General features: G+C 36.5%; 35 protein-coding genes and 1 tRNA gene. 35 read left to right on the top strand and 1 reads right to left on the bottom strand.

Going from position 1 to position 24,321, the window contains the following annotated elements; genetic code table 11:
- The first annotated feature begins 15 nt into the window (after positions 1–15).
- The 5 genes from ACIFUW_RS08525 to ACIFUW_RS08505 are packed head-to-tail and all read left to right on the top strand — an operon-like array spanning position 16 to position 1,690.
- Complete coding sequence (locus ACIFUW_RS08525) at positions 16–591, top strand: hypothetical protein (protein WP_053812945.1); 576 nt, start codon at positions 16–18, stop codon at positions 589–591.
- Positions 588–776 carry a hypothetical protein gene (locus ACIFUW_RS08520; RefSeq protein ID WP_269528390.1) on the top strand — a complete coding sequence of 63 codons (189 nt, stop codon included), beginning with the start codon at positions 588–590 and terminating at the stop codon, positions 774–776. Before ACIFUW_RS08525 ends, ACIFUW_RS08520 begins: the two co-directional genes overlap by 4 nt.
- Positions 777–783: 7 nt before the next feature.
- Positions 784–981, top strand: a complete 198-nt coding sequence (locus ACIFUW_RS08515; protein ID WP_087625938.1) for a hypothetical protein — start codon at positions 784–786, stop codon at positions 979–981.
- A complete protein-coding gene (locus tag ACIFUW_RS08510; protein ID WP_269528391.1) occupies positions 978–1,559 on the top strand; it encodes a DUF1642 domain-containing protein in 582 nt (193 codons plus the stop codon). The genes ACIFUW_RS08515 and ACIFUW_RS08510 overlap by 4 nt, the downstream gene beginning before the upstream one ends.
- Complete coding sequence (locus ACIFUW_RS08505) at positions 1,556–1,690, top strand: hypothetical protein (protein ID WP_257790450.1); 135 nt, start codon at positions 1,556–1,558, stop codon at positions 1,688–1,690. Before ACIFUW_RS08510 ends, ACIFUW_RS08505 begins: the two co-directional genes overlap by 4 nt.
- On the opposite strand, the gene ACIFUW_RS08500 is transcribed toward ACIFUW_RS08505, so the two are convergent.
- Positions 1,659–2,348 (bottom strand): hypothetical protein, encoded by a 690-nt coding sequence (locus tag ACIFUW_RS08500; RefSeq protein ID WP_069972687.1) that lies wholly within the window; start codon positions 2,346–2,348, stop codon positions 1,659–1,661. The two genes, ACIFUW_RS08505 and ACIFUW_RS08500, sit on opposite strands and share 32 nt — an antisense overlap.
- Positions 2,349–2,604: 256 nt before the next feature.
- On the opposite strand from ACIFUW_RS08500, the gene ACIFUW_RS08495 reads away from it, so the two are divergent.
- The 30 genes from ACIFUW_RS08495 to ACIFUW_RS08350 all read left to right on the top strand — a co-directional run bounded on the left by ACIFUW_RS08495 (position 2,605) and on the right by ACIFUW_RS08350 (position 23,862).
- Positions 2,605–3,081 (top strand): sigma factor-like helix-turn-helix DNA-binding protein, encoded by a 477-nt coding sequence (locus ACIFUW_RS08495; RefSeq protein ID WP_212463040.1) that lies wholly within the window; start codon positions 2,605–2,607, stop codon positions 3,079–3,081.
- 317 nt (positions 3,082–3,398) lie between these two features.
- Positions 3,399–3,695 (top strand): YjcQ family protein, encoded by a 297-nt coding sequence (locus ACIFUW_RS08490; RefSeq protein ID WP_069972689.1) that lies wholly within the window; start codon positions 3,399–3,401, stop codon positions 3,693–3,695.
- Between the two features lie 60 nt (positions 3,696–3,755).
- The gene (locus ACIFUW_RS08485; protein ID WP_148411358.1) at positions 3,756–4,133 is read left to right on the top strand and encodes a hypothetical protein; all 378 of its coding nucleotides are present in this window, start codon (positions 3,756–3,758) and stop codon (positions 4,131–4,133) included.
- The gene (locus tag ACIFUW_RS08480) at positions 4,123–4,383 is read left to right on the top strand and encodes a hypothetical protein (protein WP_142423296.1); all 261 of its coding nucleotides are present in this window, start codon (positions 4,123–4,125) and stop codon (positions 4,381–4,383) included. Before ACIFUW_RS08485 ends, ACIFUW_RS08480 begins: the two co-directional genes overlap by 11 nt.
- Positions 4,374–4,760, top strand: a complete 387-nt coding sequence (locus ACIFUW_RS08475) for a hypothetical protein (RefSeq protein WP_069972691.1) — start codon at positions 4,374–4,376, stop codon at positions 4,758–4,760. The genes ACIFUW_RS08480 and ACIFUW_RS08475 overlap by 10 nt, the downstream gene beginning before the upstream one ends.
- Positions 4,757–5,137, top strand: coding sequence for an HNH endonuclease (locus tag ACIFUW_RS08470; RefSeq protein ID WP_002304435.1), 381 nt, complete (start codon positions 4,757–4,759; stop codon positions 5,135–5,137). Before ACIFUW_RS08475 ends, ACIFUW_RS08470 begins: the two co-directional genes overlap by 4 nt.
- A 111-nt stretch (positions 5,138–5,248) precedes the next feature.
- Complete coding sequence (locus ACIFUW_RS08465) at positions 5,249–5,701, top strand: P27 family phage terminase small subunit (RefSeq protein ID WP_002301332.1); 453 nt, start codon at positions 5,249–5,251, stop codon at positions 5,699–5,701.
- The gene (locus ACIFUW_RS08460; RefSeq protein WP_002317990.1) at positions 5,698–7,425 is read left to right on the top strand and encodes a terminase large subunit; all 1,728 of its coding nucleotides are present in this window, start codon (positions 5,698–5,700) and stop codon (positions 7,423–7,425) included. The genes ACIFUW_RS08465 and ACIFUW_RS08460 overlap by 4 nt, the downstream gene beginning before the upstream one ends.
- 63 nt (positions 7,426–7,488) lie before the next feature.
- Positions 7,489–8,676 (top strand): phage portal protein, encoded by a 1,188-nt coding sequence (locus ACIFUW_RS08455; protein WP_002369120.1) that lies wholly within the window; start codon positions 7,489–7,491, stop codon positions 8,674–8,676.
- Positions 8,648–9,217 carry an HK97 family phage prohead protease gene (locus ACIFUW_RS08450; protein WP_033793245.1) on the top strand — a complete coding sequence of 190 codons (570 nt, stop codon included), beginning with the start codon at positions 8,648–8,650 and terminating at the stop codon, positions 9,215–9,217. Before ACIFUW_RS08455 ends, ACIFUW_RS08450 begins: the two co-directional genes overlap by 29 nt.
- 12 nt (positions 9,218–9,229) lie before the next feature.
- A complete protein-coding gene (locus ACIFUW_RS08445) occupies positions 9,230–10,594 on the top strand; it encodes a phage major capsid protein (RefSeq protein ID WP_002331122.1) in 1,365 nt (454 codons plus the stop codon).
- Between the two features lies 1 nt (position 10,595).
- Positions 10,596–10,874, top strand: coding sequence for a head-tail connector protein (locus ACIFUW_RS08440; RefSeq protein ID WP_002331123.1), 279 nt, complete (start codon positions 10,596–10,598; stop codon positions 10,872–10,874).
- Positions 10,855–11,181 carry a phage head closure protein gene (locus ACIFUW_RS08435; RefSeq protein WP_002317986.1) on the top strand — a complete coding sequence of 109 codons (327 nt, stop codon included), beginning with the start codon at positions 10,855–10,857 and terminating at the stop codon, positions 11,179–11,181. Before ACIFUW_RS08440 ends, ACIFUW_RS08435 begins: the two co-directional genes overlap by 20 nt.
- Positions 11,171–11,509: a hypothetical protein gene (locus tag ACIFUW_RS08430; RefSeq protein ID WP_002317985.1), complete on the top strand. Its 339-nt coding sequence runs from the start codon at positions 11,171–11,173 to the stop codon at positions 11,507–11,509. Before ACIFUW_RS08435 ends, ACIFUW_RS08430 begins: the two co-directional genes overlap by 11 nt.
- On the top strand, positions 11,499–11,864 hold the full coding sequence (locus ACIFUW_RS08425) for an HK97-gp10 family putative phage morphogenesis protein (protein WP_002301338.1): 366 nt from the start codon (positions 11,499–11,501) through the stop codon (positions 11,862–11,864). The genes ACIFUW_RS08430 and ACIFUW_RS08425 overlap by 11 nt, the downstream gene beginning before the upstream one ends.
- Before the next feature lie 5 nt (positions 11,865–11,869).
- On the top strand, positions 11,870–12,496 hold the full coding sequence (locus ACIFUW_RS08420) for a major tail protein (RefSeq protein ID WP_002331125.1): 627 nt from the start codon (positions 11,870–11,872) through the stop codon (positions 12,494–12,496).
- Positions 12,496–12,960, top strand: coding sequence for a hypothetical protein (locus ACIFUW_RS08415; RefSeq protein ID WP_002317983.1), 465 nt, complete (start codon positions 12,496–12,498; stop codon positions 12,958–12,960). Before ACIFUW_RS08420 ends, ACIFUW_RS08415 begins: the two co-directional genes overlap by 1 nt.
- A 194-nt stretch (positions 12,961–13,154) precedes the next feature.
- The gene (locus ACIFUW_RS08410) at positions 13,155–15,464 is read left to right on the top strand and encodes a phage tail tape measure protein (protein WP_269528393.1); all 2,310 of its coding nucleotides are present in this window, start codon (positions 13,155–13,157) and stop codon (positions 15,462–15,464) included.
- A gap of 11 nt (positions 15,465–15,475) precedes the next feature.
- Entirely contained in the window at positions 15,476–16,180 is a 705-nt protein-coding gene (locus tag ACIFUW_RS08405; protein ID WP_269528398.1) for a phage tail protein, read from the top strand.
- Positions 16,177–18,936 carry a phage tail tip lysozyme gene (locus ACIFUW_RS08400; protein ID WP_269528394.1) on the top strand — a complete coding sequence of 920 codons (2,760 nt, stop codon included), beginning with the start codon at positions 16,177–16,179 and terminating at the stop codon, positions 18,934–18,936. The genes ACIFUW_RS08405 and ACIFUW_RS08400 overlap by 4 nt, the downstream gene beginning before the upstream one ends.
- Positions 18,937–18,948: 12 nt before the next feature.
- Positions 18,949–19,857 carry a phage baseplate upper protein gene (locus tag ACIFUW_RS08395; RefSeq protein ID WP_069314785.1) on the top strand — a complete coding sequence of 303 codons (909 nt, stop codon included), beginning with the start codon at positions 18,949–18,951 and terminating at the stop codon, positions 19,855–19,857.
- Complete coding sequence (locus ACIFUW_RS08390; RefSeq protein ID WP_033646775.1) at positions 19,857–20,474, top strand: hypothetical protein; 618 nt, start codon at positions 19,857–19,859, stop codon at positions 20,472–20,474. The genes ACIFUW_RS08395 and ACIFUW_RS08390 overlap by 1 nt, the downstream gene beginning before the upstream one ends.
- Positions 20,475–20,477: 3 nt before the next feature.
- Positions 20,478–20,927 (top strand): hypothetical protein, encoded by a 450-nt coding sequence (locus ACIFUW_RS08385; protein ID WP_060806699.1) that lies wholly within the window; start codon positions 20,478–20,480, stop codon positions 20,925–20,927.
- Entirely contained in the window at positions 20,927–21,451 is a 525-nt protein-coding gene (locus tag ACIFUW_RS08380) for a hypothetical protein (protein WP_060806698.1), read from the top strand. Before ACIFUW_RS08385 ends, ACIFUW_RS08380 begins: the two co-directional genes overlap by 1 nt.
- A gap of 27 nt (positions 21,452–21,478) precedes the next feature.
- Entirely contained in the window at positions 21,479–21,886 is a 408-nt protein-coding gene (locus ACIFUW_RS08375; protein WP_002301869.1) for a hypothetical protein, read from the top strand.
- 1 nt (position 21,887) lies between these two features.
- Positions 21,888–22,025 carry an XkdX family protein gene (locus ACIFUW_RS08370; protein WP_023043017.1) on the top strand — a complete coding sequence of 46 codons (138 nt, stop codon included), beginning with the start codon at positions 21,888–21,890 and terminating at the stop codon, positions 22,023–22,025.
- 37 nt (positions 22,026–22,062) lie between these two features.
- On the top strand, positions 22,063–22,356 hold the full coding sequence (locus tag ACIFUW_RS08365) for a hypothetical protein (RefSeq protein ID WP_002318262.1): 294 nt from the start codon (positions 22,063–22,065) through the stop codon (positions 22,354–22,356).
- Positions 22,353–22,577 carry a phage holin gene (locus ACIFUW_RS08360; protein ID WP_002327994.1) on the top strand — a complete coding sequence of 75 codons (225 nt, stop codon included), beginning with the start codon at positions 22,353–22,355 and terminating at the stop codon, positions 22,575–22,577. Before ACIFUW_RS08365 ends, ACIFUW_RS08360 begins: the two co-directional genes overlap by 4 nt.
- Positions 22,574–23,599: a peptidoglycan recognition protein family protein gene (locus ACIFUW_RS08355; protein WP_069314784.1), complete on the top strand. Its 1,026-nt coding sequence runs from the start codon at positions 22,574–22,576 to the stop codon at positions 23,597–23,599. The genes ACIFUW_RS08360 and ACIFUW_RS08355 overlap by 4 nt, the downstream gene beginning before the upstream one ends.
- 189 nt (positions 23,600–23,788) lie before the next feature.
- Positions 23,789–23,862, top strand: a tRNA-Ile gene (locus tag ACIFUW_RS08350).
- Positions 23,863–24,321 lie beyond the last annotated feature (459 nt).

The raw sequence follows: 24,321 nt of genomic DNA, 5'->3' as shown, positions 1-24,321 counted from the left end.
AAGCAGGAAAATAAAATGACAAAACAAGTAAATTTCAGACCAGAATTGAAGAAAGTGACATCAAAATCTAATGGAAACACAGAAGTATTACTAGTTGTTAGCAATGGATCGCTGAGAGGTAGTACTGAAAATTTAACGGAGTTTCTTGGCTCAACAGTGACTGTAGTAATTCAACCAGAAACAATCGAATACACAGTACCAGTAAATAAGCAAACGAAGAAACCAAATATTGAATATGTTGTGAATTCAGATGGCACAATCGAAATGTTCAAAGAAGAGCAGACTTCACTTGATATCGGCGATGGTGTAGAAGAAGTTGAGAATGTAACAATCCTAGTATCAAAAGAAACTGTTGATGATTTTATTAAAACAGCAACGACATTACAACTACCAGAAAATGTCACCGTAAATATTCGAGACGTTCTTATCCGTTTAGATGAAGGCGATAGTATGAATGAAATTGCTGCAGATCATGAATTATCAGAGACTGCTTTAATTGATCAAATCGAATTAGCTAGACAATACTTTGCTCCATATGCAGATACCTGGTCCAAACATAAGGATGACATCATTTTTCCAGAGGAACAATGAGAGCAACTGATCCAGTAATTATCCTTGAGGAAGCCAAATTTGTTTGGACTCACGAAGAGATAGAGCAAGCACGCTTGCTCTTTTCTCAAGGAGTTAAGCCAAGCAAAGTAGCTGAAATAATGGATCAAAAGATTCTTGATGTCGGATTGCTTTTGCTCCATCTAGCAGAAAAAAATTTGATTTGAGGTGAAAATGATGATTCAACTTGCAGGCATCCAAACAGGGAAAATTTATTTTTCCGGAGAAAGCAAAAGCGAAGCCAGTCAATGGCTATTGAAAACTTATACGAACAATAAGAAGCTAAGAAAAAAATGTCCTGATCTATTTTTGAAGGATGATCAGATTATGCCGGAACCAATGCTTATAACTACTAAGGAGGAACAGCGATGAATAAACAGGAATTGATTGATAAACTAGCAAGACTTGTAGGTAGCATGGAAGACTTTAAAGGTATAAGTGCTTTTCATGATGGAAAATATGCGGGTTTAGAACATGCATTAGAACTAATCCAACAACTAAATGAATCGCAGAAACCAGTTATTCCACAACTCGTGGCCGGTTGGCTTGAGAAATCTACGGACCCTTTTACAAAAGCTGAAAAAATAGCGTATTTAATCAAATCCAAAGATGGTGATTCATATTATTTCTGTGATTGGTTTGTACGAGATGGCATAGTGACGCAAGAACAAGGAGAAGAATTACTCGCTTGGGCAACGAGACAATCATATGAAACACTATTGAGCCTATACAACGGCTACGAGGTTGAGAAAGAACCGTTGTATGAAGTTATTATTGGTGACTTATATCTTATCAAGAAATTTAATAACAGAAATGATTTCTGTTTTGATACTAGCTGCTCGCTGTGTGCTTGGGAAAAATCTGCTTATCAGATAACAGAAGTGGAAATCAAAGAAATTGATGAAAGATACTGGCCGTTTGCTGTGCCAGTGGAAGAGGTGACGAAATGACTAGAACATTATTATTAATTGCAGGGATATTAATAAAAGAATTGAAAAAACAACAGTCCCTTGTAGCATATTACAAAGGACTGTACGAAGGCGAAAAACTTAAGACTCAACATTGCCAAAAGCATCACTGATATTTTTTAACGAGTTGGGATCCTGTGCTGCCATTTGCATTATAGGACCAAATACACTGCTAAATATTTCTGCTTCTGCGGATTTTTGAGGATGAGAATACTTGGACATAAGTTCAGCAATTCTTTCTGTTTCTTTATCGTTTCTAACTTGAACAGCAGTTTCTATATCTTCAAGTTTATCAATAATGTTTAATAGTAAAGTGTTATCAATATTTGTTTCATTAGTTATTGGTTTTTGAGGAGTTTCGAATGTCATATGTTTTATTGTTTCCAATAATTTATTTTTCACATTTTCTACTTTATCTAAATCATTTGTAACATAGTAGATAGTTCTAAGTGTATTTACGTCAAATGGGATACTTTCTCCTTCAGTTATCAGTGGTATTAAAGGCAACCCTAATGCTTGCCTGTAACCAAATTCATAAAAAACATTAGCATTATGATAAGTTAAATCGACAATCACGAGGTCAGAGTTAGATAAGTACTCTGTAATAGTATGATCAATTCTGTCAACAGTATGTAGTTGATCTACACGAACTACTTCAAAACCTACACTTTCACATACTGGCTTTATGATGTGATTGAGAACCGTGTCGGAGTTTTTTCTTTCAGGAGAATCATCAGTTCCTATCGGAGTGACAAAAAAACATTTTTTCATAAAATAACCTCATTTCATTTTTTATTAGATTATATCAAATAATAGTAATGATAGTATTTAAAAATCTAAGAATAATTTTTATGTGTTTAACGTGAATCATTACATGGATTGATGGTATTAGAAATTAAGGCTTAGATGAATAAGTAAAAAGCGAATAAATTATGTTTTCGGGATCCATAATTATTCGGGAAATAAAAAAGCCACCTCTTTCGAGATAGCAGCGCAATACTATTTTATCATATAAGGGGTGGCGTTTGTGAGATTTCAGTGGTTAAAAGATTATCAAGAACTTGATGAGCAGATTCTTTACTTAAAGTGGAATCTTAATAAAAGTAAGCTTGAATTGAATCGATGGGTCAATGGGGATTTAGCAGACGTCCGCATCGAAAAGAATTCTAGATCAGCTTCTTTAGAAGAAAATATTCAAAAGATAGAAAATGAATTGGAGTTGTTGATCGAGCAAAAAGAAGAAATGTTATTGCTGATAGATAGCTTTTCTGGTATTGATAATCAAATTGTTAAGATGAAATATGTTGATCAAATGAGCTTAGAAGATATTGCTGAATTCGTTGGATACAGCTCATCGTATGTCAGACAGCGACATGCAGAAATCAGAAAGACATTGAACTTTTTAGATGAGTACGAACACAGACAAGCTGACCGATTGAAAAAAGAAAACGAAATTGATTTTTACAATAGCAAGAAGTACAAAGAACAGCTCTCTTTATTCTAAAATTACAATGTTCACTAAATGTTAGGTCATTGTAGCTATGTAAACATTGTTAGCAGCATGATATTCTATTAGTGTCAAAAAAATATGAAAGAGCCAAGATATCCCAACCGTTTTATTAATTGGTATCTGTGGCTCTTTTCTATTGCTTTGATTAGACAGCAATAATCAAAAATAAACTAAAAGGAAATGGAAAAGCTTCTTTTAAATTTTCGTGTTTATCTATTCTATCAATGGCTACTGTTTATTATTGTTTTACAATGAGCAAAATGAATTGTTTAAATGGTATAATTCATTTATGAAAAGGAGGCTATTCATAAATGATAAAAGAAAACCAGAAAATACGATATGCCATTTTAAAAGAAATTGAAAATGGAAATTATGAAAATCTTGATTTTGGTATATTGGGAATTTCAGAAGAACAATTTAATGACCAGTTAAATTTTTTGAAAAACGAAAGTTACATTGTTGGTGGAACTTACAGCAGCAATGTTTTATTACCTGCTACTTATAGATTTTTAAAACTGACTGAAAAAGGCGAAATTTTTTTAGCAGAGAACTCAACATTTTCTAAAACATATAAAATGGCAAAAGAAATTAGAGATTGGATAAAATAGGTGTGAGAAGTCTGATGTATATCAGGCTTCTCTTCTTTTATTTTGAAAGGAGTTTTATCTATGAATGATTTTCATGAGGCTGTACTTACTTTTGATGTTCCAGCGGGTATGGGGCAAGTTTATAAAAAAGCGATTGAAGATGACAACAGTAGACGTTGGATTAAAAATGAAATAAAAGATGCCGATGGAAATATTGTGATTAGCGATATCAAGCCAAGCTGGAATGGCAACCACTGTAGTGTCAGCATTGATAATAGCCTGACTATTGAAAAATATTCCGGAGCAATAATTGATAGAACAGAACGCAAAACTCACCTAACCATAGCATTGATTTCTAGGACCTTACCGAATTTGAAAGAACAGGTTGAATGGTATGAGCGGATGGGCGCAAAAGTAATCAGTACAAATTACAAAGGAGAAGACCAGAATGGAAAATAATACTGAGAAAAAACAACTAGAAAGAATCGATGATTTGATTGATCGACAATTGTCTTTCATTGAAAGAACACCAACTGTGGATAATGTTGATGTGTTGATCAAATTGATTCAAGTACGTAACGAATATAAAAAAATCGTTATTGAAAATACACCTGTAAATTACGAATGGATGAAACCAAGTTTAGCAGATCGGACTCGGAAATCAGCAGTAGATTTTATATGTGGAAGGAGAGAATCAAAATGGCAATGATCAAAATTAGAACATCCATCACAGGAACAGAGTATTGGGATTCAGAAAAGAAAAAGACTGTCGTAGTTCCGAAAGGTCAAGAACCTGATTTTGAAGCAACGGAAGAAAAAGGAATATTAAGTGATGGTAAAACGTTTGTGGCTGTTAATGGTGAACTTATTACTAATAGCAGTGAAATTCTTGATAGCGATGGAAACACCGCTGCTGACTTTGATGGAGACGAAGCTACTAATGATCAGTCCACTGAAGATACGGATGAACTGGACAACATGACTGCAAAAGAATTACGTGCATATGCTAAGAAACATAGCATTGATATTCCTGGTGCTGTCCGTGCAAAAGGAGACATCATCAATCTTATCCGTGAAGCAGAATGAAGTACTGTCAGTTTGACGGATGCACGAACAAGATAGCAAAAGGTATCTACTGTACTGAACACAAGAGATCAAGCAGATCACGCAAGAAGAAGCAGCAAGCAAAGTCTGTTTATCATCATGAGAACAAACCATTCTATCGAACGCAAGCATGGAAAGATATGCGTCAATTTATTTATGAAAGAGAAGGTGGTCACTGTCAGCGATGCGGTCAGTTTATCTTCGGCAAGAGGGCACATGTCCATCACATTGTACCCATCAAAGACAATGAACTGCTTAAGCTTGATCCAAACAATCTCATGCTTTTATGTTCAAAATGTCATCCAATTGTTGAAAATGAAACGGAAGACAAAAAAGTTTTCCCTTCGTATTTCAATTGAAGCCCCCCTATCCATTTTCAAAATTTTTTCGCGTGGGGAGATAGGGTAGCGGGGAGTCACGCGCATCGTTAGGTCAAATTTTTCAAAAAACAAAGGGGGGTGTATACAAGTATGACGACTAAAGCGCAACGTAAAGCGATTGTTGATGAAAAAGTAAGTGCTGAAAAAGCTCGTATTTTAAAAATAATGAATTTGTCTGATTTGTACACCATCACTCTTGATCCATTAATCGAATCATATTTGGATATTTTTGAAATTTACCAACACAAATATCTTTTGTGGAAGGAAAAAGGCTTTCCGGAGACGCAAAAATTCACGAATAAATCAGGTGCCACTAATCAATCGAAGCATCCATTGGCGCAGCAAGTAGAAACTTGGTCAGATAAGAAAATGAAAGCTCTAGATTTGTTGGGGCTAACGAATAAGGCTAAAACTGGTAGACAAATAACTGGCGGATCGACTGCAAGAAAAGATGAAGAAATTACACGTCCAGAAGAAAAGCCAGTAGATGAACTAGCAGCGCACAGAAACAAATGGCGTAAGAAGGCAGGTACTGAAAAATGATCGAACCTGGTGTAAATTATGCCGATTTATTTGCAAAAGAAGTAAGAAAGAAACCTGGGAAATATCCTAAAACTGTTCGTTTGGCAGTGGATCGTTGGTATCGGTGGAAAAAACGTAAAGATATTTGGTTTGATGTAGATCGTGCGAATGAAATGATGGACTGGGTTGAGTCGTTTATTGTTCACACAAAAGGTGAGATGGTTGGAAAGCCATTCATTTTAGAACCTTGGGAAAAATTTATTTACTCGTGGATGTATGGATGGGTTAAAGAAAATGAAAAAGGGCAAATTGTCCGTGTTACTCGTGAAGCGTATGTCCAAATCCCTAAAAAGAACGGTAAAACATTGATTGCTGTCGGTTCATTAGGCTATGCAATGTATGGAGAAGGTGCTTTGTCAGTTGATTGTTATGCATGCGCTTCTGACTTTGCTCAAGCTCAATATGCTGCTAAACCTTTTGCGGCTACCATCTTAAACAATCCAATTCTACGTGAAGGAACAAAAATATTTAAAGGACCAAAGGGAACTGTTTCTAGTATCACTTATGATTATATTCATAAAGATATGGCTTACTCGAATAAATTTATTGTTCAAACGAAGAATATTGATAACATTGAGGGTTCAAATCCATATTTTGTGTTGAATGATGAATTGCATAAGCAAGAGAAAATGGAACAGTATGACAATTTTAAGTCTGCTCAAATATCTTTACCACAGCCATTGATGTTTAATATCTCAACTGCTGGGAAAGGTTCGTCGTCTGTTGGAATGCGTGTATATCGCGAAGCAAAAGAAGTGTTGAAACGCGATGATAATGATTCAAACTTTGTTCTAATCTATGAGCCAAATAAAAATTATGATTGGACGGATAGAAAAGTCTGGGAAATGTGCAATCCTAACTGGGGAATATCAGTCGATTTATCTGCTTTAGAATCGGCATTTAAAACAGCGCAACGGTCAGCTCATTCCAAAGCTGAATTTCTAACGAAACACTTGGATGTATTTGTGAACGGCGCGGATAATTTCTTTGAACAGGATCAAGTAGAGCCATGTTTAGTTACCACACAAGAACTTGGTGATTTAAGTGGCGAACCATGTTATATCGGTTTAGATTTATCACGTACACGAGATTTGACCTGTGTATCTTTAAACTTCCCAACATGGGATGAAGATGGTAAAGCGGTTCTTAAAGTAAAGCAACTCTATTTTATTCCGAATGAAGATTTAGAGTTTCGAGAAAAAGAAGATAATGTTCCTTACAGTGATTTGGCTGAACAAGGTTTCGTTGAATTTTGCGATGGAAAAATGATTGATCAAGATCAGATTTTGCAGTACATAGAGGACTGCATGGATTTATATGATATTCAGCAAGTAAATTATGATCCAGCAATGAGCGATAAACTTGTTGAGAAACTAGAAAACTTAGGATTGGAATGCGTTGAGGTTGACCAATATCCTAAAGTATTGAATGCACCTTTTGACGATGTCGAGCGGTTGTTTTATGAGAAACGGATTCAATTTGATAATCCATTATTCCTATATTGCACTTTAAACGTTGTAGCAATTACTAACATCAATGGACAAAAAGCGCCAAGTAAACGCCAATCAAAGAAAAAGATTGATGGGTTCGTGGCGTTTTTGTGCGGTCATAAGGAAACGATGAATCAAATGACAGATATTGATTCGGATGAGTTAGATGATTATCTAAGTTCCATTTATAGATAAATAGAAAGGCGGTGAGAAAAATTGAAATTACGTGATCGGTTATCGAATGCAGTTTATTCTTTTATGGAAAAACGTGGATATATCGAGGATATTTTTGGACACTACACACGTTATGGTCAAAGATATGTGACGGATTCATCTATCATGGAATCTTCTGATGTTTATGAATTAGTTCAAGACATATCCAATCAGGTGGCATTGGCCACACCGATTGTTATTGGTCCTGATGGCAACGAAGTCAAAGATCATCACTTGCTAAAGATTTTGAAGAGTCCAAATGATTATTTGACCGGATTCGAATTTACTAAATTGGAAACAAATACTTTATTGATCAATGGTGAGACATTCCCATTAACGGATAGGGATCAGCTCCATTTGGCGTACGGTGTAACAACTAAGATCAATGAACGACTTCAAGAAGAATTTGAAATGAATGGTCAAAAAATACCTGGTCAAATGATTCGACACATTAAGAACATCGGAACTGATTCATTAAAAGGTGCTGGAATAATTGATCTTGCAAGAAACACTCTGGAAGGCGTTCTGAGCGCTGAAAAAGTTTTGACGGATAAATATACTAAAGGCGGTTTACTTGCGTTCATGCTTAAACTAGACGCCCACATCAATCCAAATAATAGCGCCCAAACAAAAATTGTCAAAGCTATATTGGATCAACTGGAAGGAACGCAAAATGAGATTGATCATTCTGTTAAGATGATTCCTTTGGGAAAAGGATATTCCATCGAGACATTAAAAAGTCCTGTTGATGATGCAGCAATTTTGAACTATTTAGGTGTTTACAAAAAAGACTTAGGAAAATTTCTAGGAATCAATGTTGATACGTATCAATCGCTGATGAAGACAGATATTGAAAAAGCGATGATGTATCTGCACAACAAAGCAATCAAACCAATATTGAAAAACAAGAGCGAACATTACACCGCTCTTTTTTTTATGCCTAATTCTGGCTATAGAGTGGAATGGAAAATTAATATTTTGGATTTTGTTCCTTACTCAACAAAAACAAATATTGGCTACAACATCGTTCGTACTGGGATTACAAGTCCGGATAATGTGGCAGAAATGCTTGGTTTCCCTAAACAAGGAACGCCAGAAACTGAAGCTGTTTATATATCAAATGATTTGACAGAAATCGGCAAGAAGCATGCAACAGACGATTCTTTACCTACGAATAACCAAAACTTGAAGGGGGGTGATGGAAATGAAGAAGAAGGAGATTCGAACAATTGACATCACCAACCTTTCAACGCGTTCTGATGAAGAAACTCATACGAGGACCATTAGTGGATATGCTGCTGTATTCAATAGCCCAACACTATTATGGGACGATTTGAGTGAAGTAATTGCACCAGGCGCTTTTGCTAGAACGATTAGTAACTCCGATGTACGTTGCTTATTTAATCACGATTGGTCTAATGTACTAGGGCGAACCAAAAGCGGAACCCTTCGATTGTCAGAAGACGATCATGGTTTGAAATTCGAAGTCGATTTGCCAGATACAACGGTAGCAAGAGACTTGGTTAAATCTATGGAACGCGGAGACATTAATCAATGTAGTTTTGGATTTGTACCAACTGAAGAAACATGGGATTACAATTCAGAACCTATGCTTCGAACAATTAGCGAAGTGGAATTATATGAAGTTTCTATTGTTCCTTTGCCGGCTTATGAAGATACAGAGGCAGCGCTAAGGAGCCGTGGTGATTTAGAAAAAAATATTGCACAAAGAAAAGAATTAATCAAAAAAATTAATCAAGCGCTAGAAGCGTAGGAGGAAACTATTATGGACAAAGAATTATTGAAAAAAATGAAGGCACGTCGCGAACAACGTTTAGCTGAATTACGCCAAAAAATTGAATCTGAGGAATTACGTGAAGCAGATTTAGAAGCCGTGAAAGAAGAAATTGACAGTGTTATTGATGAATTGAACGGAATTAAAGACGAATTAGGCGCAGATTCTGGAACTGATGAAACAGACGACAATACAGATGATCAATCGAATAGTACGGATTCAGACGAAAGCCGTTCTGGTGAAGACAACGATCAAGAAGAAGATTCAGACAGTGAAGATAGTTCAGAAAATCGTTCTGGAATGATTACTCAACAGCAACGAGATGGATTACTTGGATCAATTAAGAACGGATTGGAGGCACGTGCAAAAATGACCAAGAAACAAAAAGATCAACAACTACGAAAAGCATTTGCTAATTTTGTAGTTGGAAATATTTCTGAAGCAGAAGCTCGAGCTTTAGGGATTGAAGCTGGCAACGGTTCAGTTACTGTCCCAGAAGTAATTGCATCTGAAGTTATTACTTATGCTCAAGAAGAAAATTTACTTCGTAAATACGGAACAGTGGTGCGAACATCAGGAGATGTCAAATATCCAATTCTTGTGAAGAAAGCAGATGCGAATGTAAACAAGAAAGAGCGTTTAACTGATATTGCTGAAACAGCTATTCAGTTTGATGAAATTTTGCTTAATCCTGCCGAATTCGATGCTTTGGCAACAGTAACTAAAAAATTATTAAAAATGTCTGGTGTTCCAGTTGAAGATATTGTTGTGGAAGAATTGAAAAAAGCTTATGTGCGTAAAGAAATCAATTATATGTTCAATGGTGATGACGCTGGAAATGAAAATCCTGGTGCATTAGCCAAAAAGGCTGTAGCATTTGAAAAACCTTTAGATCTAACTGCTTCAGGTGCTGGGCAAAAATTATATGATGCATTAATCGAATTTAAAAATACACCAGTGACAGAAGTGATGAAAAAGGGACGCTTTATTATTAATCGAGCTGCTTTGACTGCCATTGAAAAAATGAAAACAGATGATGGATTTCCTTTGTTGCGGCCATTCACACAAGCAGAAGGTGGAATTGGTTACCAATTAGTTGGCTATCCTGTGGATTGGACAGATGCAGCAGATAAAAAGGGTGAACCAGACACACCAGTTTTATATTTTGGCGATTTTTCTGCATTTAAAATTCAAGAAGTTATTGGTGCCTTGGAAATTCAAAAACTTGTTGAAAAATTCTCTGGTAAAAATCAAATTGGATTCCAAATTTACAACTTGCTAGATGGTCAATTGGTTTATTCTCCATTTGAACCGGCAGTATATCGCTACGAAATTACAAGACCAGTTGGTGGTTAAGATGGAAGATCAAACTAAAGAATTGTCTTTAGAGGAAAAATTCAAATCACATATTCATTTTGAAGAGGGCATGGATGATTCTTTGCTCTCTTTTTATTTAAATATGGCAAAAGATTATGTCAAAACAGCAACTGGTGGCCAACAAGAATATCTTATTTTGATGGTTGCCGGCATTGCCTATGAATATAGAGTTTCAGAGGATGAACTCGACAAAGCTATGAATGCCATGACGCCATTTATCGTGCAAGGAGCGATTCAAAATGCCGAAGAGACAGACTAATAATCTCAGATGGAAAGCCGAATTGCTAGACATCAAAACAGGAACAGATGGAAACGATCGTCCAACTACAGTTTACGAATTTAAGCGTCCAATATTTTATGAGGAACTCGGTGTGACTTCTCAAGAAAAATATTTATCACAACAAGCCAAGACAGACGTTGTCAGACGAATTAAAGTCAGATGGGATAAATCCATCACAGAGAAATTAAGTGCACTCAAAATTGATTCTGTGACGTATAACATTACTCGCATTTATACGAATCCCGATACAAGAGAAATGGAGCTGAGTTTAGCTTATGTCTATTAGCTTTGATAAATTGAAAACAGCTCTGAAATCAACGAAGTTACCAGTGTTCAGAGACAAAGCCAGATTAGGAACGATGTATCCATACATCGTGTACTCAAATGTGAGTAACAGTAAAAAAATGGCATCCGGTAAAGTCTATAAAAAATTAACGTATTATCAAATTTCTTTTTTCACACTTGGAACAGAACGGGATTTATCTGTTATTGAAGAAGCATTACAAAATGCTGGTATTCCATATTCAGATTTTACAGGTATACAAGGTGATGAGAACGACGATACCGTAACCAACTATTACACATATGTGAGGTGTGTGGAAAATGCCAAGTAATAAGAATGGTTTTTCTGAAATATCGGATTATTTAGGAAACCTTTCAAAAGTTGATCCGAAAAAATTATCGTTGGAATCTTTAGAAGAAGCAGCTAACTTTTATCTAAAGCAGTTGCTTCCTAATATTCCTAAGTCGCTCTTAAAAAAGAAACATATGCGCGATCAAATAAAAGTAGTCGTTGAAAACGATCAAGTAAAAGTCCAATTTGAAGATACAGCCTTTTATTGGCGTTTTGCTGAAAATGGGACAACAAAGCAACGCGCTCAACATTTTGCAAGTGGAACATATGAGCAAAATAAGCAACAGATTGAAGAAATTATGACAAAGAAAATTATTAAAATGTGGGAAGGATGATCTAAGTGGGAAAGCAAGATACTTTCTATTTTGAAGGATTAGACGATATATTGATTGGTATGATGGCTACTCCTGATGCTGTTGGAGAAGCACCAACTTATAGCGAGATTGTTCGTTTGCCAATTGCTACAAAATTAGGAATAAAGGGAAATGGAACAGCTCTTGAAAAATGGGCATCTAGTAAAATGTTTCGGCGTGTAAGTCGAGAAACAAAACATGAGTTAGCTCTGGATCATGTAGGAATTCCAATTGCTGTTATGGACGAATTGAAAGGTTTGATTGCTGAAAGTGGTGTAACCTTTGGTAAAAATACTGCTCGTGAATTTCCTTATTTCGCATTTGGTTTTATTGGAAATATTGAAAACGGTGGAAAGAAAGCTGTTTGGTATCCCAAAACACAGTTGTCCAATGTTATTGATGAAGAATATGCTACTGCTGATGATGAAACGAAAATTGATGATGTAACTGCGAACTTCATTTCATCTGGATTGAAGTATAACAACGTAATGTATTCAAGCTTTGATTCAAATAGAGACGGAGCTTCTCTAGAATTATTTAATAAATTCATTGCTCAACCTGTATACGATGAAGAACAGTGGAAAACATTGGCTAAAGTTGGAGGTGCAGGTTAATGGCTCGGTTATCTGATTATGGAATTCACGTTGAAGACTTAAAAAATTCTGCTATTGTCACTATTCAAGGTGTAGAATTACCTATCTCATTTACTATGCAAACAATGGAATTTATAGCAGATGTATATGGTGGAGATTATTCGCAATTCGAATCTGATATGAATGCCATGCTATATAAAAAAGAAGGAAAAATTTCTTCTGCTAACTTATCACCTAGTGACTTAAAAATCATGCGTGCCTTGATTTATGCAATGTTGCGCACTGGTGGTTTAGAGGAAGATCCAGAAACTATTTTTAAATTCTTAGGAATGAGTGGAGAGGTGTTGTCTGCTTATAGTACCTGTATGGAAATTTTTGCTAGTCAGACATTTCAGGTAGAAGACCTAAAAAAATCCAAGAAGCCACAAGACTTTCAAAAAGCGCAAGCAAAAAGAAAGAAAAACAAAAAGAATCGGAAGAGATAGGAACTCCTTGGAGTTTTTATATTTACGTTGCTCTCACTCTATTGAATTGGAGTGAGAGTTTCTTTTTAAAGTCTACACCTAACTTGTGGCTCAAATCTTATTTACAGTGGTTACAACAAAACACCGATTTTGAACCACCTCAATCTGTAACTATGGATAAATCGCCTTGGTGGTAGAAAGGAGCGCTAAGATAAATGGCTGGTAAAGAATCTGATGTCGTTCTTAATTTTAAAACGAATGGCGAAGTCAGTTATTCGAAAACAATCAAAGAAATCAACAAAGAAATGAACTTAGCCGCTGCCGAGTACAAAAACCAAGTGTCTGCGATGGACAAGGATGCAACTCAAACAGAAAAATTGCGAGCGGCTAAACAAAAGTTAGAAAAACAACTGGGGTTAGCTGAACAACGATCTCAAATGTTGAGAGAAGAATATGAAAAATCTGTCAAAGAGACAGGCGAATATTCTGCTGAATCAGAAAAATTATATAAGCAATTGCTTAATTCGGAAACTGGAGAAAATAAGCTTCGTACAGCATTGGAACAGACAAACGATGCATTAAAAGAACAAGGTGATGTTTCTGTAGATACAGCGAAAAAGCTTCAAAAAATAGAAGAAACCGGGGAAAAGATAAAAGGCGTTGGTGAAAAAATGTCTGTTGGAGTAACCGCGCCTATTGTAGCGGCAGGAGCAGCAGGACTTGCAGCATTTGGTGAAGTTGACGAGGCACTTGATACCATCATTACAAAAACCGGAGCAACAGGTGATCAAGCTGATAGACTTTCACAGTCTTTCAAAAACGTTGGTTCAAATACTCATTTACCTTTACAAACGGTTGGGGAAGCTATTGGTGAGGTAAATACACAATTTGGATTCATGGATAAAAAACTGGAAGATTCAACCAATTATCTCCTACAGTACGCTGAAATCAATGATACAGATGTTTCGCAATCAGCAATATCTGCTCGACAAGCTATTGATGCTTATGGACTAGAATATGATGATTTGAATTCTGTCCTTGATGTAACAACGAAAACATCGCAGAATACTGGTCAATCTGTAGACGACTTGATGCAAAAAGCAATTGATGGCGCACCACAAATTAAACAATTAGGGTTGAGCTTTGGTGAAGGGGTCACTTTACTTGGACAATTTGAGCAATCTGGTGTTGATTCAAGCGCAGCTTTAAGTAGTTTATCTAAAGCAACAGTGGCTTATGCGAAAGACGGAAAATCTTTAAGTCAAGGACTAGAAGAACTACAAGACAAGGTAAAAAATGCAGGTTCTGAAACAGAAGCCATCAATGCAGCAGCAGAAGTATTCGGGACTAAAGGCGGTCCTAGAATGGCCGATGCAATTCGTAGAGGTACTTTGAATCTGGAAGATTTAGCAAAAACTGCTGGAGAAAGTGGGGGAGCTGTAGGAGACACATTCGATGCTACTCTTGACCCAATTGATCAAGCCGATCAAGCTATAAACAATGCAAAATTAGCAATGGCTGACGTCGGTGAAGCAGTCCAAGTAAGCCTTTTGCCTTTTTTTGAAAAAGCAACTTTCTTATTACAGGAATTCTCTAAATGGTGGGGGTCTCTAGATCAAGATACAAAGAATTGGATCATAACAATTGCTGGTATAGCTGCAGTAGTTGGTCCAGTACTAATCGTTCTTGGTTCGCTGATGGGATCTGTTACAAAAATAGTTGGGGGAGTTAAAAGTTTTATAGGAGTTTGGCAAGGACTTGCTGGTTTATTTGGAATGTCGGGAGGCTGGTTTGCATTAGCAGTTATAGCTATTGGCGCATTAGTTACTGGACTAATTTGGGCATATAATAACGTTAAATGGTTTCATGATGGAGTGAATTCTTTCTTCAAAGGTGTTTCAGATGTAGCTGTTGAAATATTTAATTTTTTAGGTGGTTATTTTGGTGGATTTTTCGATGGTGTTATAGCGAATTTCAATAATTTTTATAATGCTGGAAAACGAATTTTCAGTGGTTTTTTAGATTTTATCACTGGAGTATTTACAGGTAACTGGTCAAAGGCTTGGGATGGTGTTGTCAATATCTTTGGTGGGATATTTGATGGAATCGTGGCGCTAGCAAAAGCACCAATTAATGGATTAATAGGTTTAATTAACGATTTCATAGGTCTAGCTAATAAAATAAAAGTACCTAAAGGTGTTCCAATTGTAGGCGGTAAAGGTATTCACTTTGATAAGATACCTTATTTAGCAAAAGGTGGTCATTTAATCAATGGGCAAGCGATTGTTGGTGAAGCTGGTCCAGAATTACTGACTGCAAAAAATGGAAAAACAACAGTTACTCCATTATCTGACGAAGAAAAACGTAGAGGCATTGGCGGAAAAGTTTCTGGCGGTAATATTGAGCAGCATATCCATATTGGAAAAGTTGATGCAAATAACCCATCAGAATTAGATCGTATGAATCGTAAATTTGCTAAAGCAAACCAACAGGCTATTTATGATTTGGGGGGTGTTCCTATTTGATTCGACAATTTATGAAACCAGATGAACCCAATTTTATTTGGAAAAATCGGAATGCAGTAATTGATATGGATTGCATTATTGAGGGAGAGCTTCCAGATATTATGCCGAACAAGCGATACGAAACTTACACGATTCAGGGCCGAAGCGGAGAATTGACGGAGACGTTTGATGATTATGAACCTTTTGATTTGGAAATAGAAGGGATCACTATCCCACATTCGAAACTGAGGGAAGTCAAACGATGGCTTACTGGTAAAAGCCAATTAATCACTCATAATGATCCAGACAAGTATCTAAATGCTATCTGCAGCATGGATAAAGAAGTCCCTTTCGAAAACGAGTGGGGTTTCTTTTATACATTCGATGTTACTTTTCGTTGTCAGCCACTCAAAAGAAAAATCGGTGAAGCGCCTAAAATTTTTCATTCTAGTGTTATGGATATTTTTGATCATGGTGACGAAATTGCACATCCCTATCTGGAAATAGAATCGAACGGAGGAGATATTACGATTGCTATCGGCGATAAAAGCCTAACAATACTTAATACGTTAGCTGCAACAATCGGGGTTGATACTCAGCTTGGAAAAGCAATACAAGAAGGTTTGAATTTATTTACGCGTGGTGATTGGCCAGTATTGCAGCCTGAATGGAATCAGGTAAAAATATCCGGAAAATTTAAAGAAGTGCGGTTTTGGAATAGGAGTGTGTATCTGTGACGCAAGAATTTATTTATGCTTATAAAAAAATGCCAGATGATTTGAGCGTGAACGGAGCGTCGTTAGTTGACTGGGAAGATTTGCCAGAAATCAATCGTGTGCTGAATGGCCAATATCGGTTTTATGGTAACTATTCAAGAAGCGGACAGTATCGCTCTTATTTAAAAAAAGGAAATTTTATAAAAGCGAAGGTACCAGATGGATCATGGCAATACTTCGAAATTTACAATATCAAAAAGAATTTGACATCCGTTTCTGTGACAGCCAGACATATTGGTTTTATGGCCAATAAAAACTTTATCGTTAAGTCATTCACGGATAACGGCAACGGTTCTCAAATCATGACCAATCTTAAAAACAGTTTGGCATTTGATCAAAAATTCAACTATCTGTCGAATGTAGGTACAACGCACCAATTTACAGCAAGACAAGTCGCACCAGTTGAAGCGATTATCGGCTCAAATAACGGTAATCAAAATTTGACTGGCGTGACTAGCGCGGAACTTGATATGGATAACTATGATTTGAAACTGGTAAAACAAATTGGAGCTGATAATGGATTTAGAATTGATTTCGGCTTAAATCTCGAAGCTATTGAGGAAGAAATAGACGAAGAATCTATTGTAAACAGTCTATTTCTGGTTGGTGGTGTTCCTGACAATGATTATGACGAAGACAAAGACCCTATCACCTATGGATTTTTAGAAATAGATGGAGTAACGGATGAAAATCGGCGCATAGGTAAAAGAGAGAATTCAGATTGTAAAACAATCGACGAACTAAAGAAATGGGGAAATACACTTTTTGAAAATGATCGTATTCATGAACCTAAAGCAACTCATACCGTTAGCATGGTCTCGCTAGAACATACTTTGGAATACGGCGAAATGTATCGGAGGCTTTCAACTCTAAGCTTTGGTGATGTTGTTCATGTAAGAGCAAAACAACTTGATATTGAAATCACTGAGCGAGTAGTTGAATACACATACTTTCCTACATTAGGAAAGTATAAGGATCTAGTATTGGGAAATGATTTAACTCTTTATACTTCTACAGTGAATTCTCAAACTCAAGAACTCAAAAAGAAAATCGATAATCGGACAGAAACATTAGTGCAAAACGTACTCAATGCAACGGCATGGATCACTGGGAATTCTGGTGGACATGTCGTTTTTCGTCCAGAGAAAGCACCATCCGAAATACTTATTATGGATACTGATAATGTGGCTAGTGCAAAGCGTGTTTGGCGATGGAATTTGAATGGTTTAGGTTATTCAGATAATGGCGTAAATGGCCCATTCGGTATTGCTATCACATCAAAAGGAGAAATTGTTGCTGACTTCATCAAAGTAGGAACAATAAATGCAGAAGTATTCGAAACTTCCTTTAATGCTTATGGTGATGTGTTAAAACTTGTAAAAGGCACGCTTCAAATTTGGAATGAAAACAAAAAAATCATGGAGCTAACCAAAAAAGGTATGGAATTCTGGAATAGAAAAGAATCCATTGGAACGATCGGAACAACAGATTCAGCAGGAAATCCATTTCCAAATGCTGTAACGCCTACACCTCTTGAGGAAAATTCTTTGGTAATACGTACAAATGGCGATGGAAAATACATTTTAATTTCTCCAACTGCAGGAAAAGGATTAGTTTTATTAGGAAATGGTAAAGCAATTTATTTTGGAGACTTAGATGTACAAGGAAAACTTACAGTTAAAGGAAAAGAAATAATTCCTGGACAAGGTGGTGGTCCATCGGGAGGTGGAGAATCTACTGGTGGGTATCCTAGTGAATTAAAAACAGATGCAGAAAAGAGAGCTTGGAGAATTTACGATATTTTGTGTAATAACGGATTTACGAAACAATCTGCATGTGGAATATTGGGGAACATTCAACAAGAAACAGGAGGAACTTTTGATCCTGATACTGTTCAAATAGGTGGACCAGCATACGGATTAGTTCAGTGGGATGGTTCTTCATATCCTCTTGTTGGTCCAGCAACATGGGATGGAAAAGTTTATGTTCAAAACTTATTTAATGCTGCAGGTATTAAAGAACCAATAACGAGCTTAGATGCACAAGTTCGATTGCTTATTTGGACATTTACAAATGGACAATGGATGGGCGTAGTACAACCTACGACGGTTGATGGATTTAAGGCCTGTACTGATCCAAGACAAGCAGCATATGCTTTTGAACGAAACTATGAACGTCCGGCAGCGACACATCCTGAACGTCAAGATTATGCAGTTAACTGGTATAACAAATTTAAAGATTTAAAACCAGGAGGAGCTACTGGAGAAGCAGGACTAAAACATTTAGAGTCTTTGATTGGACAACGAATTGGCAATGGTCAGTGTTATGGCTTGTCTGCAGAATATTCAGGATATCTGGGTGGTTGTGGCATGGGTGCTGGAACAAAATATGGTTTAACTCATGTGATAGGAAATACTTCTGCAGCATCTGATATTGGTATTGCCTATGATTGGTCTGCTGTTGGTTGGAAAGTGATTCAAAACCCTAGATATGATCAATTAGTAGTTGGCGCAATTATTAATTGGGCAAGAGGTGGACAAGTGGGTTCATGGTTTGCAGATGGAACTTATGGACATACTGGCGTTATCCGAGGCTTAGCTAATGGTCGTATGCAAACTTATGAACAAAACACAGAGTTAGGTATGATTTGTGGAAAGTTAGATCGCCAGTATTATAGTGCAAGTGCAATTTCTTCCATTGTCATACCACCAAAATAGGGAGGTGATTTAATGGCAAAGTGGAATGTCATATTAAGTACAACAGAACCCTATAATTACGTGGGGATGATTCAAGTTCGACAAGGCAATAAAAACACTGAAGTTATGGAAGCTACAATTGTCGAAAATGGTCTTCCATATGATTTATCAGAATGTAAGGTATATTTTGAATCAGTTGTTGGCGGAAAATATCCAGTCCAATTAGAAACAAAAATTGTGGATGCTAAAAAAGGGAAAATCAAATATATTTTTGATAAATATTCCATGCAGTGTTTGCATCGACAAACAGCCAATTTCATTATATTTAAAGGAGAAGACTTGATTGGAACAACTCAAGACTTCTCTTATTTTGTCATCAATGCTGTTTCAAAAACGGAAGGAGAAATGGGTTCTTATTGGCAATCAATTGAAGATTTAATTGCGGATATGTCAGCTTTTATCAATGAAAACAAAGGTGACTTCACAGATTGGATGAATGCACGTAAAAAGGAATTTGAACAATGGCGACAAGACCAACAAAATACATTTGAGGCATGGAGAGAAGGACAAGAAACCGATTATTTAAAATGGTTTGAATCAATCAAAGATATTTTGAAGTCTATCGATCCAGGTGGAGTAATGTTAGCCGAATTAATGGATGCACGTGTTGATATTCAAGGAGTTCGTCATGCGTCTATTTCAGAGCGTTTGCTGGCAGATATGGACTATTTATATCAGAAATTGCGAGCAACGCTTTTCACGATTGAATACGGGGAGATTGAAGTGACTGATATTTTGCAGGATGATCTCTTTTCAGATAATCATGAAGTCGAAAAAGTTGGAACTGTAGCATTCCCGATTGAAGAAGGAGCCTTGATCATCGCAACCGTTGATGATCCAAAGCAAAATGTGTTCACTCTTGAGAAAGTTGGGGTGATTTGATGGTTAAAGTAAAGAGAATGATGGAAACTGATGAATCTGGTGTTAAACGTCAATTTATGCCAATTACACATGTTTCTGCAGTTTTAGGATTAGAAAAAATGATATCAGGACAATCAAAAGTTCTTTCGGTTAATGGTAAATATGGTGCAGTCATTTTAACGAAAGCTGATTTAGGATTAGAGAATGCAATTACTGAACTACCTTATGCAAGCGAGACAAGCGATGGTATTCTTACTGCTGAAATGTTTCAAAAGATCGTAAATGGAGAAGGTGGAACATATATTTTGCCGATTGCTACTCCTGAACAATTAGGAGGTATAAAAGTTGGGGAACTCTTAGAGGTTACTGAAGAAGGTGTTTTATCTGCAACTAAGCAAACAGACTTCAATTTCTCTGAAGAATTAAAGGGAAAATTAGAATCTCTAAAAATATTAAAAGCAGGTGCAAATATATCAATTGCAGAAGATGGAACAATTAGTTCTACAGGTGGTAGTGGGACTGGTGGTGTTAATCAGTCATATGTAGATCAAAAATTCCAAGAAGCTGTAAATCAAGCAGAAAATTACACAAACAAAAGAATTCCAAATTTTACTTTTGAAAAAATCGGGGAGGTATAGAAAATGACAGATATCGTAAAAATAAAACAAAGCGGTGTACAGGTTTATCCACAAACTCATTGGAATGCTATAGAAGGCAAACCAACAACGGTGAAGGGAGATAAAGGCGATCCTGGCCAAGCAGCAACAATTACCATAGGAACCGTTTCTAGTGGTTCAACCGCTTCTGTTACGAATGTAGGAACATCATCTGCAGCTAGATTTAATTTTGTTTTACCAAAGGGAGATAAAGGTGATCCTGGAATAAATGCCACAACTACAGCTGTAGCTACAACTACAGCAAATGGGTTGATGTCGTCCGCAGATAAAACTAAGTTGGATGGAATTGCAGCTGGAGCACAGAAAAATCCAGGTAATGCTACAACTACGACAGCAGGTTTAATGTCAGCAACTGACAAAGCTAAACTCGATGGATTAGCCAATATTACATTTGAGAAAGTGGGGACGGTTTAATGGCTGATATTGTGCAATTAAAAGAAAAGGGCGTTCCTAAGTATTTGAAAACTCATGCCAAAGGAATTGATGGTGTGGAGGGTGTTTTAGTAAAAGCCACAGGTAATGAAACGGTCTTAGGAACGAAAAATTTTAAAGACGGATTGCAATTCAATGGATTGCCTGTGCAAGCAGGTATGATCGAGCGAGCTATCACACTAGCTGATCGAAGTGATACAACAAACGTAACTGATGTGAATGGAAAAATAATCAGAATCGGAAACATCGTATTTCTTACTTTTAATTTTAAATGTGGCACATGGCCCGAAGGATCAGAAACTCGTTGGATTTTAAGAATCCCAGACGGTTATAAACGCGATCAAGGCTATCCAGCGCAAACCGCGCTTTCACTAGTTAGAAATGCAAGTCAGCCAGCGGATGCACGTGCATTCATTGATCAAAGTAGCATCATACAAGCCAAATCAGGTTCAGGTAGTTCATATATTTCAGGTATGTGGATCACTCGAGATCCTTGGCCGGCTTAACAGATTACTAATTGGAGGAAGAGTAAAATGAAAACAATTTATAAAGTATTATATCCACTAGGTTACGAAGAACACGAAGTAGAGGATAATTTCCCAACTGGTTTACCTTTTGTAGAAGTTCCACCTATTTTGTTTGAGAAGAAGGAAGATGAGACGGATGAAGCTTTCGGAAGAAGACAACAGTCGCAATTCTTTAACTTCACTGAAAATAAGTGGGAAGAAGCAGTTACACAAGATTATTCAAAAAAATTAGAACTACTAGAAAATTTATCTATAGGTTTACAGGTAGATAATGCTGCATTGAAAAAAGCAAATGAAGAGCTTACTACAAAAGCAGAAGGACTAGCACAAATTAATTCGAAAACCATGCTGACATCCCTTCAAAACACAAAAGACATTGCTACTATCAAAGAACAACTTGACGGAGGAAAATAATATGTATTCTTATGATGATATCAAGATGATGTTTGACTGGAATTGTTTTACTGCTGACCAAGTTCGACAATTCGTTCCACTATGCATTACAGACGAAGAAGCAGAAAAAATTATTAACAATGAAGAGAGCGCATCTTAATTGATGTGCTTTTTATTTTGATTCAAGGAGTTGTCACATGATTAATTTAGGGGAATGGGGAGCGATAGCAGGATCAATAACCGCTATCGTTTCTTTGATTTTATTAGTAATAAAACCAATTACTGCATCTTTCTCGAAGATTACTGAGACTCTTTCAAAAGTAAGCCACAATTTAGATTTGCTGACTAAAGATTTAGAATCGAGCAAATCAGATCGATTGATGATTCATGAAGAACTAAAGAAACACGATGAAAGATTAGATACACATACAGAAAAATTGGTGGAACACACGCAACAAATCAAAACTTTGTTTAGGGAGAGAAGAAAATGAATAATAAAACGTTCGAAGTACTAAAATGGTTCGCACTGGTAATTATTCCCGCACTAGCTACTTTCGTGGGGTTAGTTGGTAAAGCGCTCAATTGGCAGTACACAGATATCTGTGTTGTCATCATTACTGGTTTTGGCACGTTTTTAGGGAGTGTGTTGGGTGTATCAAATCGAACCTACAAAATGTTCTCGGCTGAAAGCGAAGAAGGAGGAAACAAATGAAAAAGAAAATTACTATTACTGCGATGAGCCTGTTAACGGCTCTTTTTTTATTACCCATTAATACGTTTGCTTATACTATTAATGACGAGTATAATTTAGCGCCGAATCAAGGAGACTCCAGATTAGCAATTCCTAACAAAATTATTTTGCACGAAACTGGAATAGATGCACCAGCAAGAAACGTAGCCGCCAACATGAAAAATAATTATAACGGAAGCAATCCTTATACTACAGATGTTATTGGTGACGGTGGGATTGTTTACCGTGTGGGTGAGCAAGGATATGTTTCGTGGGGAGCTGGTAACGCTAATCCTTATGCGCCTGTACAGATTGAATTACAGCGCACATATGATAAAGCATTGTTTGAAAAAAACTATCGAGCTTATATTGAATATACAAGAGATAGTGCAAAAAAATATGGAATTCCATTGACTCTTGATCAAGGAACTTCTTTATTTACAAAAGGAATCATTTCTCATTTGTGGGTGACAAATTATGTTTGGGGGAACCACACAGATCCATATGGTTACTTATCGCAAATGGGAGTTAGCAAAGAAAAGCTTGCTTATGATTTAGCTCATGGATTTACCGATGAAAATCCAACTACTTCAGATGATAAACCAGTCATTGATCCAACTAGAGCAGGTGCTGCAAATCCTACGCTGACAGATGGAACAAACTACGCTCATATTGATCAGTTTGGGGAAATTGAAAATGCAAACTTACACGTCGCTGGATGGCACATCGCTAACTATAAATACGAGTATATTTTCATTATGGACTACAATACTGGAAAAGAACTAGCTAGAGTAAGAGCTGATGGAATTTATAGACCAGATGTAAATCAAGCTTATAATACTTCTGGAAATGTTGGTTATCATGTATCTTTCAATATGCGTAATTTTCCTAGTAAGAAAGTCTATGTCATGATGCGGGCAACGAATGATCCAGAAGGAAACACTAAAGGCGGTGCGCAAGATTTCCATGACAAACGTTGGTATTTAAATATTCCTAAACGATAAAAATAGCTCCTCGTTGAGGAGCAGTACATAACTATATTGACAACTATAAAAATTATTCGATAAAATAGTGATGTTATCGCATATCTTCACTATCACCCATAAATAGTCACACTCCAAGCTATGCGATAACAGGTTTGTTGCCACACATTCTACTGGTTGATTGTTTATGGCTTTATGTGGCAACAACCTGTACCCTTAGCTCAGTTGGTCAGAGCAGACGGCTCATAACCGTCCGGTCGTAGGTTCGAGTCCTACAGGGTACATAAGATAAATTCAGTTTATTAACCGTTTGTCGAACACTTACCCGATTAGAATTTTAAATACGTTTTTGACTACGTTTTGAAATTTAGTTAGTACTAATATTTTATAACTAGAAGCAAAAATTAGGGTAAATCGCTAAAATATGCTAGTAAATTTCTTCTATTACCAGTCATATATAAATCCTGTACCTTCCTTATATCAACGATTAGAGGTTGTGAAGAAGCTGTCCTGCATCAAGTAATAAGAACGGCCAAACAAAAATAGCTTTTCCTATTTTTTCGTTTGATTGGGCTTATTACCGCAGATGCAAGCTTTTGAACACCGTTTGTTCGGAATAAGGGGCTGTGACAAGACTTTTGTCACAGCCCCTTATTGTTGTACTTTTAACCTACAATATTTTTTGATTCCCCCTGAGTACTATTTTTTATAAATGCTAGTAAATCAATCTTCTTTGGCCTTTT

The organism is Enterococcus sp. PLH-Efm8 (genome assembly GCF_053011625.1).
The sequence above is the reverse complement of the archived record's forward strand: the minus strand, read 5'-3'. Positions and strand labels throughout refer to the sequence as shown.

Excerpts from the sequence above, each read along its gene's own strand:
- ACIFUW_RS08525 (WP_053812945.1), top strand. The coding sequence starts at position 16 with ATGACAAAACAAGTAAATTTCAGACCAGAATTGAAGAAAGTGACATCA.
- ACIFUW_RS08520 (WP_269528390.1), top strand. The coding sequence starts at position 588 with ATGAGAGCAACTGATCCAGTAATTATCCTTGAGGAAGCCAAATTTGTT.
- ACIFUW_RS08515 (WP_087625938.1), top strand. The coding sequence starts at position 784 with ATGATGATTCAACTTGCAGGCATCCAAACAGGGAAAATTTATTTTTCC.
- ACIFUW_RS08510 (WP_269528391.1), top strand. The coding sequence starts at position 978 with ATGAATAAACAGGAATTGATTGATAAACTAGCAAGACTTGTAGGTAGC.
- ACIFUW_RS08505 (WP_257790450.1), top strand. The coding sequence starts at position 1,556 with ATGACTAGAACATTATTATTAATTGCAGGGATATTAATAAAAGAATTG.
- ACIFUW_RS08500 (WP_069972687.1), bottom strand. The coding sequence starts at position 2,348 with ATGAAAAAATGTTTTTTTGTCACTCCGATAGGAACTGATGATTCTCCT.
- ACIFUW_RS08490 (WP_069972689.1), top strand. The coding sequence starts at position 3,399 with ATGATAAAAGAAAACCAGAAAATACGATATGCCATTTTAAAAGAAATT.
- ACIFUW_RS08485 (WP_148411358.1), top strand. The coding sequence starts at position 3,756 with ATGAATGATTTTCATGAGGCTGTACTTACTTTTGATGTTCCAGCGGGT.
- ACIFUW_RS08480 (WP_142423296.1), top strand. The coding sequence starts at position 4,123 with ATGGAAAATAATACTGAGAAAAAACAACTAGAAAGAATCGATGATTTG.
- ACIFUW_RS08475 (WP_069972691.1), top strand. The coding sequence starts at position 4,374 with ATGGCAATGATCAAAATTAGAACATCCATCACAGGAACAGAGTATTGG.
- ACIFUW_RS08470 (WP_002304435.1), top strand. The coding sequence starts at position 4,757 with ATGAAGTACTGTCAGTTTGACGGATGCACGAACAAGATAGCAAAAGGT.
- ACIFUW_RS08465 (WP_002301332.1), top strand. The coding sequence starts at position 5,249 with ATGACGACTAAAGCGCAACGTAAAGCGATTGTTGATGAAAAAGTAAGT.
- ACIFUW_RS08460 (WP_002317990.1), top strand. The coding sequence starts at position 5,698 with ATGATCGAACCTGGTGTAAATTATGCCGATTTATTTGCAAAAGAAGTA.
- ACIFUW_RS08455 (WP_002369120.1), top strand. The coding sequence starts at position 7,489 with ATGGAAAAACGTGGATATATCGAGGATATTTTTGGACACTACACACGT.
- ACIFUW_RS08450 (WP_033793245.1), top strand. The coding sequence starts at position 8,648 with ATGAAGAAGAAGGAGATTCGAACAATTGACATCACCAACCTTTCAACG.
- ACIFUW_RS08445 (WP_002331122.1), top strand. The coding sequence starts at position 9,230 with ATGGACAAAGAATTATTGAAAAAAATGAAGGCACGTCGCGAACAACGT.
- ACIFUW_RS08440 (WP_002331123.1), top strand. The coding sequence starts at position 10,596 with ATGGAAGATCAAACTAAAGAATTGTCTTTAGAGGAAAAATTCAAATCA.
- ACIFUW_RS08435 (WP_002317986.1), top strand. The coding sequence starts at position 10,855 with ATGCCGAAGAGACAGACTAATAATCTCAGATGGAAAGCCGAATTGCTA.
- ACIFUW_RS08430 (WP_002317985.1), top strand. The coding sequence starts at position 11,171 with ATGTCTATTAGCTTTGATAAATTGAAAACAGCTCTGAAATCAACGAAG.
- ACIFUW_RS08425 (WP_002301338.1), top strand. The coding sequence starts at position 11,499 with ATGCCAAGTAATAAGAATGGTTTTTCTGAAATATCGGATTATTTAGGA.
- ACIFUW_RS08415 (WP_002317983.1), top strand. The coding sequence starts at position 12,496 with ATGGCTCGGTTATCTGATTATGGAATTCACGTTGAAGACTTAAAAAAT.
- ACIFUW_RS08410 (WP_269528393.1), top strand. The coding sequence starts at position 13,155 with ATGGCTGGTAAAGAATCTGATGTCGTTCTTAATTTTAAAACGAATGGC.
- ACIFUW_RS08405 (WP_269528398.1), top strand. The coding sequence starts at position 15,476 with ATGAAACCAGATGAACCCAATTTTATTTGGAAAAATCGGAATGCAGTA.
- ACIFUW_RS08395 (WP_069314785.1), top strand. The coding sequence starts at position 18,949 with ATGGCAAAGTGGAATGTCATATTAAGTACAACAGAACCCTATAATTAC.
- ACIFUW_RS08390 (WP_033646775.1), top strand. The coding sequence starts at position 19,857 with ATGGTTAAAGTAAAGAGAATGATGGAAACTGATGAATCTGGTGTTAAA.
- ACIFUW_RS08385 (WP_060806699.1), top strand. The coding sequence starts at position 20,478 with ATGACAGATATCGTAAAAATAAAACAAAGCGGTGTACAGGTTTATCCA.
- ACIFUW_RS08380 (WP_060806698.1), top strand. The coding sequence starts at position 20,927 with ATGGCTGATATTGTGCAATTAAAAGAAAAGGGCGTTCCTAAGTATTTG.
- ACIFUW_RS08375 (WP_002301869.1), top strand. The coding sequence starts at position 21,479 with ATGAAAACAATTTATAAAGTATTATATCCACTAGGTTACGAAGAACAC.
- ACIFUW_RS08370 (WP_023043017.1), top strand. The coding sequence starts at position 21,888 with ATGTATTCTTATGATGATATCAAGATGATGTTTGACTGGAATTGTTTT.
- ACIFUW_RS08365 (WP_002318262.1), top strand. The coding sequence starts at position 22,063 with ATGATTAATTTAGGGGAATGGGGAGCGATAGCAGGATCAATAACCGCT.
- ACIFUW_RS08360 (WP_002327994.1), top strand. The coding sequence starts at position 22,353 with ATGAATAATAAAACGTTCGAAGTACTAAAATGGTTCGCACTGGTAATT.
- ACIFUW_RS08355 (WP_069314784.1), top strand. The coding sequence starts at position 22,574 with ATGAAAAAGAAAATTACTATTACTGCGATGAGCCTGTTAACGGCTCTT.